The sequence below is a fragment of the Hongsoonwoonella zoysiae genome, from assembly GCF_013266695.1.
Classification (GTDB): domain Bacteria; phylum Pseudomonadota; class Alphaproteobacteria; order Rhizobiales; family Stappiaceae; genus Hongsoonwoonella; species Hongsoonwoonella zoysiae.
The window spans coordinates 718935-731402 of sequence record NZ_JABRXF010000002.1 but is presented as its reverse complement, the minus strand read 5'-3'; the positions used below and the strand labels follow the sequence as shown (position 1 = coordinate 731402).

The window sequence follows — 12468 nt, the reverse complement described above, 5'->3', positions numbered from 1 at the left end:
AATCCCGATATCGCTACTGAGCCGCCTTGATCTCCAGACCGAGTATCTCGGGCAGCTGATCGGGAGCGGTTACCAGCATTCCGATGACCTGGGCAAGGGGCACCGGCGAATCCGGCTTGATGGAAAGCTCGATCCGTTTCTGATTGGTCAGGAACGTCCTCACGGCTTCTCGAAGGCTGTTTCCGAAATCGGTGTCTGCCGCAGCGCCAAGTGCATTTTGTGCCTGATCCGCAAGGCCATGTGCAAGGGTATCAGTAGACATGTTTGCCTTTGCGGCCTCTTTCTCCATCATTGCCGCAATCACCCGCGCGTCGGATATTTCGATGGTACCGCCCTTGATCGTCGCTGTGGCGAGAGCTGCTTGCGCCTGATCCGGCCTTTCAAAGGCAAGGCGTGGTATTCCGCCTATTACAAGATCCGCGCGGGCCTTGATCCCATCTTTCATCTCGAATGAAAGGCGTTCAAGCGTCAGATCTTGCGTCTCTTCATCCCAATTGATTCGCAATTCGTCGTCGTAGGTGATCTGCGTTATTCCCATTCCTTCCAGTAAGGCACGTGCGTCTTCATCCTCAAGAAGGGAAATGGGGAAGGAAAGCTTGTCCGTCCTGCTCGTGACCTCTGTCGGGATCGGGTCGATGAAACCCGATGCCGAAAAGCGGTAGTTTTCCAAGGAGATATTTTCCGCAACATCAGGCGCCGTGATATCGAGGCCTTCGATATCCAGCCTGCCAAGTCGTGGAATCACCGGAAGGATGTCGTAAAGTCCAGGCTCATGCCCACCCGCGCTGGCGACCACAAGGTCGACGTATCTTGGTAGTTCAGCAAGTTCCAGGCCCGACAACTCGAAACGCTTCAGGCCGAATGAGATATCATCGGGTCCCTTGAAGGACACACCGCGTATGAAAGCGCGCTCAACGCCCTCATAGGAGAGCCCCTGTCCGCCCATGCTTTCTATAACGCCGTTGAGGTTCGTTGCCTCAACGGCCACGGCGTCGATATCGAGGTATGAAAGGCTCATGCCGCCAAGAAGCGCCAGCCCGTCGCGGGCCTTGGCTATAAGTTCCTCTTCGCTTGCATTCTCCAGTTCTCCGAGCGCGATCGAATCGAGAAATTCGCCGAGATCGAAGGCTTTGGCGGCAGGATCCAGAGAGAATCCTCCCATCCCGATCCTTTGGATCGCGGCCTTGCCTTCATGGAATGATACGGAAACCCCGTTGATTTCCGATGTTTCCAGGATCGTTCCTTCCTGGTTGGCGTCGTCTGCTGGCATGATCGAGAACGCACGTAGGATGGGCTTGATATCCAACCCGCGGCTGATGGAGTTTTCCGCCTCCTGGCGGATTGTCATATCGACCGCATTCGCGCCGTCGCCGATGGAGAAGGTTTGCTCGGAGATGAAGTTTCCGATGCTGTAGGTTTCAATCTGCCCGTTCGATATGCCGACACTGCGAATGTCTTCGTAGCGGTCGTAGCTTTGCGATCCATCGGGCATCTCTTTGCTGAAAATCTCCAAGTTCTTGGAGCTTGCCTCAGAGCCGCGTATTGCGACCGCCCAGCGGAGCCACTCGAAATACCGCGAAATCGGTTTATTCGGATCATCATCAATTCTGGGAAATGCGGGCAGGAAGTAATCCGTCGTAAGGGCGTCCGTCTGCTTCACAACGATGTTGAAGGGGTAGGCCTTTCCAGCCGTATCGCCGCGCCCCTTTTCAACTATCGCCCCCTTGGCATGGAACTCCGCAGTGCCGGGCGCTTCCCAATTTCCAATGTTCAAGCCTTCCGGAACCGGTTCCACATCGCTCAGATGCGTTTCGGGGATCCTGATTGTTATCGCGGCATCCAGGTTCCCGCCCGCGGGCAGGTCGAATACGAGAGGGAATTTTATTGTCGCCCCGATCAAGGTGGCGCCGTCAGGATCGCGTTCCTCAAGACGTTCATAGGTTGCAGTTGATGCCCCGAGGCCGCGAAGCCTTTCGAACCATTCCTTGATAGCTTCCGTCGCCGGATTGGCGAATGAGGAAGTGCTTGCAAACGAGAGGAACAGAAGCGACAGGCCGATCCCGGCCGTGGTATTCCCTCGAGGCATCATCATGGCTTCGGCTTTCGCTATCTTGATCCTTGAACGAAAAGAGGAGGCGCATCGGCCCCCTGTAAATCGGTGCTACCTGGCTTGGTTGGCCTGAATATCCACGCCAAGAATATCGGGCAGAGTTTGAGGCGCGACCATTGCCGCGCCGATGATCTGAGCGACGGGCACGGGATTCGCCGGGTTTGCAATCACCCGAAGCGAATTCGGTTCTTGCAGGAATGCGGAAAGCGCCGTCGCGACCTTTTCCTGAAACTGCGGATTGTTGAGAATCGATAGCATCAGCGGTAGCGCGCCCGTTAGTTGGCCAACGAACGCCGAGCGATCGGTACCGGCTTCCCGAGCTTGCTTTTCAAGCAGGCGCTCGACCACTGATTTGTTCTGCAAGTCGATCGAAAGGTGTTCGATGGAAAGTCCCTGGAGGAGCCCCATCGCAGCCTGCGGATTTCCTTGCGCCTTGTCGAGTTGCTCGACCAATTCGCGTGTGACACCGTTGATGCGGGCGGAAAGCGAAAGATCCGCGACATCCTCGCCCGATATTGAAATCATCTCCATGTTGAGCTTGCCGTCATCAGGTGTCCACCTTCCAACGCCATGGACCGATATGTTGACCTCATCGTAGCCGAGGTCGTCGAGCATTTTCTTGCCGTCGTCGTCAAGCTCCTCTCGCGAGACCTTTAGGCCGCGCAAGGAGATCGCTCCCGCGGTCGGCAAATCTCCCTCAAGGGAATCGACGGTGATTTTAATCTGTTCGATCGGTACGGCACCCTGATCTTCCGTCCGAATCTCGATGCCGTTGACCTCGGCTGAACGATAAAGCGGAGCGATGGCATTATTCGCGCTGGCCTTCGACACTTCCTCGGGCGAAGGCATCACCGTATCCGTCGTCTTTAGGCTTTGAACGGTCAATCCGCCATCATCGGCTTCGATGGTGATGGTGGTCATTTCAAGCAATCCGATCGACAGCCGGTCGTTGTCCAGGATGCTTGCGTTCTGCAGCAAGGTTTCCCCAACGACAAGCTTCGCTGTCTTTTCATTTTCCTTGATGTCGACCGAAAGATCGCCAATGCGTATACCATCCCCATCCTGCGAGACGGAGCCGATGCTTCTGATCGTCGCCCTTCCGGCTTCGACCGTTTTCAAAAAATGATCGGCAGTTTCGTTTCCGGTCGGGTCAAAGGCCGCCGCAGGCCAACTGAGGGCGGTAGCGCAGACCAACGTGGCGGCGAGAGCGGTATTTCTCAGTCCGAATTGCATTATTGCAGCTCCATGAAGTCGATCTTGATTGTTGACTGCTCCCTGCCTGCGGCCGCTTACGATGCGACAGGAATTCGACCGCGACAAGCCGCCGAACGGCATTTGATCCAACAGGACCCTCGACCGCAGTGGATACCTTCCTAGCGTGGTCGCACTACCCGACTTCCTTCCATGAGTTTGTGGCAGTTTCCACATCGGCCAGCGTCGGCAGGCTTGCCTCATTCCCCAGATGCCGGATCGAATGCGTTGATGCCGCCCGCGCGAACCGGAAATGTTCCGCCCAGCCGCTCTCCGGGGCGGCGAGATAGGAATAGATGTACGCGCCGTGAAAAATGTCGCCCGCGCCGTTGGTGTCGACGATCTGTTCCGGCGGCACGAAAAGTGAAGGAAGGAACTGGATGTCGCTTTTCCCTTCATACCAGTAGATGCCGCGTTCGCCGAGCGTGACACCGCCTACCTTGCAGCCTTTGGAACGCAGAAATTCAAGCGTATCGGCGGGAGATTCCCCGAGCTTCGAGCAGAATAGTTCGGAGACAACGGCGACATCTATAAAAGGAAGTAATTCCATGGTGTTATCGCGAATAGTTCCCCCATCGAGTGATGTCGTTATCCCGGAATCTCGGCATTTCTTCGCATAGTGAAGTGCTGCATCAGGCATGTGACCGTCGAGATGTAGGGCCCTGCATCCGGCAAGGTTCAGTTCCTGATAGGGGTGCAGAAAGTCGTTATCCCGGCAACGCACGATGGCGCGCTTTCCTTCCTTGGGCATGATGAAGGAAAGCGAAGATTCGCGGACCTTGCGACCGTGGATGGAAATGCCATACTTCGCGGCCATGTCGAGAAACATGCGCGATAACCAGTCATCCGCCTGCGAGCACATCAGATCCGGATGGATGCCAAGCTTTGCGCAGGCGAAAGCGGCCGTGACGGCGTTGCCTCCAAAGCTGATCGCGTAATCTTCGGCGATAGCTTTTTCATCGCCTACCGGCAGCTGGTCCGTCAGAAATGTGACGTCTATATACGCCTGGCCAATGAATAGCGCTTGCATAGGGTGGCGACTCCCGCAGATTCGTTTGATGAATTCGCTTGTCTGTTTTACGAGTATCGGTTTGATCGGGAAGAGGCAAAAACCTTTAAAGAGCATGCGGCGTTCAGCCCGCATTTACTATCTTTAGGGATACTCGACGCGGTCTGAATCCTTGGAACCTGCCAGTGTCGCGACGATACGCACTCTTTCTGCGCTCTCTTGCCATCGCGCTCGTGCTTGCGATTGCGCCACTTGTTGCTGCGAATTTCGTTCTCAACAGGTTCGCGGAAAGCCAGGCGCGCGCCGAGATGGCGGCGATCGCGAAGCGTTATATTGCGCGCTCCGAAAAGGCGATCGACGAAGCCGTCCAGACCCTGCAAATGCTCCATCGCGACGGAGCGACGACTTGTGCCAACGCCGACCGGGCACGATTTCGAAATGCGCTGGCGGATGCACCGTTCCTCCAGAAGATCGGTCTTGTAGACCATGCCGGTATTCGTATGTGCATTGTACCCGATCAGGCGATGAGCGGGGAAGCGGTGTTGCCTGTGCTCAGGTCTGATGCACCGCTGGTGGGTATCGGCATGCTGACCAGTGGTTTTGAAGGTGCGCGGATCGCGCTCGTAAGCTGGCGACTCGAAAACGGTATCCGGTTGTTTGCGGAGATTGCGCCTGCGTCCATTGCCATTGATCCAGGGGCTGACTTTCTTCGCTCATTCCGGCACGTGGAACTGACGCTGGGGGGTAATGTCCTTTGGTTGAGCTCCGGTGAGGCGGTGCTCGAGGGCTTTGAAGCCGATCGTCCGATGACGGAGGCCGTGAGCTCGGAAAAATATCCGCTGAGCGCCGTCGTCACCGCGCCTTCTTCTGCGGCAAGCCATCTTGTTCGCGACCTCAAGGTCATCTCTGCTATCGCGAGCGCCGGCTTCGCGATCCTTTTCGTCATGGGCGTGGTGTGGATTTCATGGAAGCCGGACAGTGAGGCGGAGGATGAATTTGTCCAGGCGATCCGAAATAGCGAATTCATTCCCTATTACCAGCCGGTTATGGATATCGAAACCGGGCGGTTGCGAGGCTGCGAGGTGCTAATCCGCTGGCTACGGCCGGACGGGACCATCATCTCGCCTGGCCAGTTCATGACGTTCGCGGAGACATCAGGTCACATTTTCGAAATGACGCGCCAGATCATGCGCAAGACGAGATCGGAGATGGAGGATCTTTACCACGACAATCCGGACTACAAACTGTCCATCAACCTTTTTGCCGGGCATTTCGACGATCGTCAGATCATCGATGATATCGTTGAAATTTACGGTGGCTCGAAGATCGCCTATCAGCAGATCGTCGTTGAGGTAACCGAGCGTCAGCCTTTGGCAAACATGGATGTTGCCCGCAAGATCATCGCCGAATTGCAGGCGCTTGGCGTACGTGTTGCCCTTGATGACGTCGGGACGGGACATGGCGGTCTTGCCTATCTGCAAAGGCTTGGCATCGACATCATCAAGATAGACAAGATGTTTATCGATTATCTTGGAACAGACGACAACTCAACGACCATAGTTGATACGCTTGTCGAGCTTGCCGACAACCTCGGCATGGGCATCATTGCCGAGGGCGTTGAAAACATGGAACAGATCGAGCGGCTGCGCGCGCTTGGCGTATCGGCTGCGCAAGGGTTCGTTTTCGCGCCTGCGCTTCCGGCCAAGTTGTTTCTGGAACTTGCTCAAGCCCTCTCAGCCAAACCGCATGATATCGGCGTGGTTCAGGCAGATAAACTTGCAAGCTGAGATCAACGCGAAGGCGAAGAAAGGCACTTTCGGCGGTCGGAGTTTCTGCGCTCGGTCGGTTTTCAAGCACGCGGCGTTATTCCTGACGCCCGCTTAAAGTTTCGAGGCGGGAAGACATTCAGAGGCCCGATTTATTCTCAGCGTTTATCTGTTTGTCGGTCAGGCCGAAGTGGCAACTTTACATTCTGGTCTGAAACAAATTCGCCCGGTACAGCATGCGCTTGACATCCTCGCGGCCTAATCCGAATGGAGAAACGCCTACATGACGTATGTTCTTCAGGAGGGCGTAGTCGTCCTTTTTCGGTTATTCACAAGGATATCCACAGAGGTTGAGCGCGGTGAGCACAAGCACTGATATCAATCGCGCCACTGCTCAACGCAAAATATCAAATGCGGGCGCTTGTCGCGTCGGATGGGAACCATCCGCCGATAAAAAGCAAAAAATATCTATACCTTAATAATAAAATTGATGCCTAAAATTAGAAATGTCGGGAGACACTTCGTGCGGTGGCTCGCCAGCCTGTCTTCATTTTCCTTTTGCATGCAAGCACGGCAGTGGAGGCGTAAATGTCCTCGGAGCTTCGGAATTTCGTTCAACTGCATGATGAGTAAGCAGGCAAGGAACTTACTGGTATATCAATCTTCTACGCTGAAGAGCAGCCTTCCATTTTTTATCAATTTCATAGACGGCCTTACATTCGTGCCGATGCCGCGTTGTAATTCGTTGGCCCGCACAGGAATCAACTCGACGTTCACACCGGTATGTCTTAGCGGATGGCTGACGTATTCGCAGTCGCTTCCTTTTTCCCCATCTTCGGCTCTGGTCACCACGACAAATTGAAACGGCGAACCCGGATAGTATTTTCCATCCGCCCGCCCACCAACAAGGTAAATCCTCGATGGGCGAATACCGTGTTTAAGACGGCGCACAACCGCGTTTAAAGCCGCTTCTTCCGACCCGTATACACCTGTGTTTGAGTGGGTGGCCAAAGTATCCATGATTGACCGCCAAATTCGCTGTTGCCGCAGCCAACTTCGGGCACTAAATGAATAATATGTCGGTATTATGGCTAATATTTTAATATTAATGGGGTAGTAATTGCTGCAGATCGCTTATTCGAAAAATCTTGACAAGCAATAATGATCAACAAGCTTTCTTCTGTGGATGTTGGACTGACCGACAAGAGGCGAGGTTCGAATGAATCCTCGGTCTGATGGTGAAAACCCCTTTTTCGATACTAAATGCTATGATTCAATTCAAAGTTGAATAGGCTTATTCGCTGATAGGGGCGGATTATAGGCGCAAGTCGGTGGCTTGACGGGGTGAGTTTTATGAAGGAACCGAAATCATATCGGTCGTGGGTAGCCAGCTGAAGAAAGCGGTTGATTTTACGGCGCCTGACTGTCGTTTGAGCATGTTCCGTAAAGGTGCGGTCTAATCTTCAATGTCACCCAATCGTTTAGGAAAAAGCTCCCTATCATGATCAGTTTTCTGATTCTGATTTAAGAAATTGAAGTTTCGTACCGTGGAACTCGGGCAAGCGGCAATTGGGTGTTCATAGAGGTTTGGAGGAGCTTAAATGAGAAGGGCGTGTTCGATGCTTTTCTAGCAAAGGAATCGATCGCCCATAGACATTAAAGGTGCCAAAAGATCGCCCCGACTGAAGGGGCGATCTGATGTGGGCGTTGCAAGGCATTTCGTTATATTCGGCCGAATCGGGTGCTGATGCCGGCAAAAGTGGTCTAAAGCATTGAATCCGGGCCGATTTCTAATCACGAAAGCGACTAGTTTTCGTGGAAAGCGCTCTAGGTTGATATCGCGGTATAATCTTGCGGTTGTCGGTGGAGAGAGAAATTAAAGACGTTCGACCTGATTTCGGTGCAGCGATCAAGATCGACGACCGCGGTCACAACTTCATCTCCAACCGTCACGGCCCTTGCCACGATTTCGCCCGTAGGAGCCACGATGACGCTCCCGCCGATCAGGTCGCAGTCCTCCTCGCGCCCGGCTTTGGCGACTGCTGCTGCCCAAAGGCCGTTTTGATAGGCGCCTGCCTGAACACTGAGCTCATTGTGGAAGTACTGCAGGTGATCGTGTTCGGGTGCAGGTGGATAATGCAGCGGCGTATTGTAGCCGAGGACCACAAGTTCGGCTCCCCCAAGGCCCAGCATTCGCCAGGTCTCCGGCCAGCGGCGATCGTTGCAGATACACATGCCGATACGGCCGTCGAATGCATCGAACACCGGGAAGCCAAGATCGCCCTTCTCGAAATATCGCTTCTCGAGATGCTGGAACGGCCGCCATGGTTCATGCTCAAAATGGCCGGGTAGATGAATTTTGCGGTATTTACCGGCAATTTTCCCAGTCTGATCTACGAGGATCGCAGTGTTGAAATAACGCCCCTCCGGGGTGAGTTCCGCATATCCGAGATGGAAGCCCATTCCGAGTTCCGCCGCGGCTTCAAAAAGGGGGCGGCTTTCGGTGGACGGCATTTCGGTCTCGAACCAGCGGTCACGCCATTCCGGCTCTTCCCGATACCAGCGCGGAAAGAACGTGGTGAGAGCAAGTTCGGGAAATACGACGAGGCGCGCACCCCGGCCTTTCGCTTCACGCATCATCTCGACCATCCGCGCGACGGCCGAGCTTCGCGGCTCATCGGCAGCGATCGGGCCCATTTGGGCGGCAGCGAGGATGAACTTGCGGCTCATTGCGCTTCTCCAAGTAAGTCGAGGGAGACGTCGAGCAGGATTTCGGCGCCCGCTATCAGTTCCTCAGGCTCCGTGTGCTCGGCTATGTTGTGGCTCAGGCCACCGGCTGAGGGAACGAAGATCATTGCCGTCGGGCAATTTGGTGCGAACATCTGCGCATCGTGCCCCGCGCCTGAAGGCATGCGGCGGACCGAAAGCTGGCGTGCCATGGCCGCGGTTTCGACCTTGGCAACAATCGCCTCGTCAAATGCGACCGGCGCGAAGCGGGCCAATGAACGGGCCGTAATCTTGCAGCCTTCGTCCTCGGCAAAGGTTTGGGCCGCGGCATTCAGGCGGGCTTCCGCTTCCTTCAGCCTTTCATCGTCGGTATTGCGCAAATCGACAGTGATAACCGCGCGTTCAGGCACAACATTCACGAGGCCGGGCTCGAATGTAACCGAGCCCACTGTCGCGACCTGAGGCGGGCCGAAATCGGTTGCGATGGCTCGGGCTTCGACGGCAATGCGTGCGGCGACGAATCCAGCATCGCGGCGCAAATCCATCGGCGTCGTGCCTGCGTGGTTCGACTGGCCGGAGATTTTAAATTCCGTCCAGGAAATTCCTTGAACGCCGGTCACCGCACCAATACGCACGCCGTCACGCTCAAGCACCGGTCCCTGTTCGATATGAAGCTCAAGGAAAGCAGCAGGCGTCAGCGTTTTCGGCTGGATCTCGCCGGCATAACCGATCCGGGCGAGCTCCTCTCCGAAGGTGGCGCCGTCGATGCCCTGAACTGCCAGCATTTCGGAAAGATCCAGAGCGCCCTGGTGGACGCCAGAACCCATCATGTCAGGAGCGAAGCGCGCTCCTTCTTCGTTCGTGAAAGCGGCGACGGCGAGGGGCCGTGCCGTGCGAGCCCTGGCGTCATTGAGTGCGGCAACGACTTCAAGGCCGGCCATGACGCCAAGCGCGCCATCATAGAGCCCACCCGTCGCAACCGTATCGATATGCGAACCGATCATCACGGGCGCACCGCATTCCGCTCCCTCCCGAAGGCCCCATATATTGCCGATGGCATCGATGGAGACGGTCAGGCCCAATTCCTCCATCCAGTGCACCAACTGGTCGCGTCCCGCACGGTCATCATCGGAAAGGGCGAGACGGCATACACCGCCGCCGGGCAGGGCACCGATTTCGCCAAGGTCCCGCAATCGTTTGAGAAGCCGTTCACCGTTGATTTGAGGTTTCATGCGGCGCGCTCCCGCACCGTAGCGGCATCCGCGCCGACAAGTTCAGTATATAGGGCGGGGTCGGTGTCGCCCTCGGTTCCGAAGACGAGAACTTTCGACTGAGGTCCGAGGGAGAGTGTCGCGCGCGCTTCGTCATCAGCCATGGCGGCGAAGAGGCCGGCAAGACCGGCCACCGCGCTTTCGCCCGCCACAATGGGAGTATCGCCTTCTGCTGGTTCCGCGAGGCGGCGCATCATCTCCACCGCGGCATCGTCCGGCAGTGCCATCGCCGCATCGCCATGGTCTTTCAGGATTTCCCAGGCAAGCGCTGAAACCTCGCCGCAGGCAAGGCCCGCCATCAACGTATCGAGGTCGCCTTCCACAGGAGTTGGTGCACCGGAGCGGAAGCTGTCCACCCAGCAAGCGGAGAGATCAGGATCGGCAAGCACGATCAACGGCCGCTCCGCGCCCCAACGCCGCTTGGCCTGCGCGGTGACCGCAGCTGCCATGCCGCCGACGCCGGTTTGAAGGAAGATATGCGTGGGCTTTTCGCCGAGCGCGTCGAAGGCTTCCGCCGCCATCAGCTCATAACCCTGCATAACGTCCTTCGGGATTTCCATATAGCCTGGATAAGAGGTGTCGGAGACCACGAACCAGCCTTCGCGCGTCGCGGTTTCCTGAGCCTGTCGCACGCTGTCGTCATAGTTGCCTTCGCAGCGCCGCACCTCGGCGCCATAGCTTTCGATAGCTTGCTCGCGGGCTTCGGAAACGGTGGCGTGGATAAAAATTACACACCGGCAACCGAACGTCTGCGCGCCCCAGGCGACCGAGCGCCCATGATTGCCGTCCGTCGCACAGCACACGGTGATGGCGGCGACTTTGTCACGATGATGGCCGGCAAGAATCTGCTCGATCCCGACATCTTTGCCTGTTTGCGCAGAAACCTCCCGGCAAAGCAGACGCGCCACCGCGTAGGCGCCGCCGAGCGCCTTGAAGCTGCCAAGTCCGAACCGGCCACCCTCATCCTTGTAGTGAATCGTCGCAACACCCGCTTGTGACGCGAGACCTGGTAGCGCGACAAGTGGCGTAGGGGCATAGCCTGGCCAGGTCGAGATTGTCCCGCGCGCCAGCTCAAAATGGCTGTCGTTCAGGATATCGTTTTGCCGTTCATTCCAGGGCGCGTCCTTGCGCGCGGCTGCATTCATCACCAAGGCGAAGGGCCGCTCGGCCTCGCCTTCATGTCTCACGATTTCGCGGGTCATTCCGTATTTTCCGTTGGGTGCCGGGATCTTGGCAGGTCCCGGCTGTTTAGCATGGTCCGGGGAAGAGGTTCCCCGGACCATGCTGTGATCAGAAGTTGTTTTCTTCCTTGATGGAATTCAGCAGCGAATCCAGCATCTCCGTTCCGGGAGCGCCGTACTGCTCTTCGATAAGCTTACGCACGGCAGGTTGTGCGGCTTCGGCAAATTTTGCCTGTTCCGCCGGCGGGATTACGTTCACTTCCATCTTCTTTGCAAGTGCGGGCAGCCCCTTGTCGGAGGCCTCGATCACGCGGCTCATGGAGCGCCCGGCTTCGGTTGCCACTTCCGAAGCCCAGTTGATGAGCGTCTTATGCTCGTCGGAGAGTCCGTCGTAGAATTCGGCGTTCATCGTCCAGATATACGGCGTGATGATGTGGTTTGTGACCGAGAGGTATTTCTGCACTTCATCGAATTTGGCGAATGCGATTATCGGTACCGGGTTCATCTGGCCGTCGGCAACGCCGGTCTGAAGCGCGGTATAGACTTCGGCCCAGGGAAGGGGTGTCGGTTGGCCGCCAAGGGAGGAGACGATCGTCTCATGCGTCGGCAACGTCATGGTGCGGATACGCAAGCCGGCCATGTCTTCGACCGAGGTGATCGGCTTTTTCGAGTTCGTGAAGGCGAAGAAACCGCCCGAGTCGATCAGACCCAGCACCTTCAGGTCGGTCGTTCCTTCCAGATCGGAGATAAATTTCTTGCCGAATTCGCTGTCCTTGGAGATAACGCGGCTTGCCACGCCGATGTTCGGGAAGGCGAAGGGGATGTCAAAGACGCCAACGAGCGGATAATGCTGCGCCATGCCGCCCGACGAAGAAATGGTGCTCTCCACGATCCCGGAGCGAACCTGCTCGATCACCTCGTTATCCTTTCCGAGCTGGCCGTTCGGGAAGAGCTGCACCTCGATTTCACCGTTCGAGCTTGATTCTACGAGGCTCTTGAAAACGGCTGCCATTGCGCCCGAATGGCTGGCGAAGGGATCCTCCGGATTAAGATGCGCAAGTCGGATCGTCACGTCGGCGGCAAAGGCTTGCGCGGACAGGCAGGCCGCGGCCAACCCGATACCAAGGGTTTTGATCGCATTGTTCATGGCTGT

The 12468-nt window shown here is 56.4% G+C and carries 9 protein-coding genes; 1 reads left to right on the top strand and 8 read right to left on the bottom strand.

Translation table 11 applies throughout. From position 1 onward, the window contains the following. Positions 1-13: 13 nt before the first annotated feature. From HPQ64_RS14545 to HPQ64_RS14535, 3 genes are all read right to left on the bottom strand, one after another. Entirely contained in the window at positions 14-2086 is a 2073-nt protein-coding gene (locus HPQ64_RS14545; RefSeq protein ID WP_172889237.1) for a hypothetical protein, read from the bottom strand. A gap of 75 nt (positions 2087-2161) precedes the next feature. Then, the gene (locus HPQ64_RS14540; protein ID WP_172889236.1) at positions 2162-3343 is read right to left on the bottom strand and encodes a hypothetical protein; all 1182 of its coding nucleotides are present in this window, start codon (positions 3341-3343) and stop codon (positions 2162-2164) included. 154 nt (positions 3344-3497) lie between these two features. Continuing rightward, on the bottom strand, positions 3498-4391 hold the full coding sequence (locus tag HPQ64_RS14535; protein ID WP_172889235.1) for a sugar kinase: 894 nt from the start codon (positions 4389-4391) through the stop codon (positions 3498-3500). Between the two features lie 164 nt (positions 4392-4555). Between HPQ64_RS14535 and HPQ64_RS14530 the strand changes: the two genes are divergently transcribed. After that, complete coding sequence (locus tag HPQ64_RS14530) at positions 4556-6157, top strand: EAL domain-containing protein (protein WP_172889234.1); 1602 nt, start codon at positions 4556-4558, stop codon at positions 6155-6157. Between the two features lie 636 nt (positions 6158-6793). On the opposite strand, the gene HPQ64_RS14525 is transcribed toward HPQ64_RS14530, so the two are convergent. The 5 genes from HPQ64_RS14525 to HPQ64_RS14505 all read right to left on the bottom strand — a co-directional run bounded on the left by HPQ64_RS14525 (position 6794) and on the right by HPQ64_RS14505 (position 12462). Next, positions 6794-7156 (bottom strand): hypothetical protein, encoded by a 363-nt coding sequence (locus HPQ64_RS14525; protein ID WP_172889233.1) that lies wholly within the window; start codon positions 7154-7156, stop codon positions 6794-6796. A gap of 807 nt (positions 7157-7963) precedes the next feature. Continuing rightward, complete coding sequence (locus HPQ64_RS14520) at positions 7964-8866, bottom strand: N-carbamoyl-D-amino-acid hydrolase (RefSeq protein ID WP_172889232.1); 903 nt, start codon at positions 8864-8866, stop codon at positions 7964-7966. Then, positions 8863-10095, bottom strand: coding sequence for a Zn-dependent hydrolase (locus tag HPQ64_RS14515; RefSeq protein WP_172889231.1), 1233 nt, complete (start codon positions 10093-10095; stop codon positions 8863-8865). Before HPQ64_RS14515 ends, HPQ64_RS14520 begins: the two co-directional genes overlap by 4 nt. Continuing rightward, positions 10092-11336, bottom strand: coding sequence for a diaminopropionate ammonia-lyase (locus HPQ64_RS14510; RefSeq protein ID WP_172889230.1), 1245 nt, complete (start codon positions 11334-11336; stop codon positions 10092-10094). Before HPQ64_RS14510 ends, HPQ64_RS14515 begins: the two co-directional genes overlap by 4 nt. 88 nt (positions 11337-11424) lie before the next feature. Next, positions 11425-12462 carry a TRAP transporter substrate-binding protein gene (locus tag HPQ64_RS14505; protein WP_172889229.1) on the bottom strand — a complete coding sequence of 346 codons (1038 nt, stop codon included), beginning with the start codon at positions 12460-12462 and terminating at the stop codon, positions 11425-11427. Positions 12463-12468: the final 6 nt, after the last annotated feature.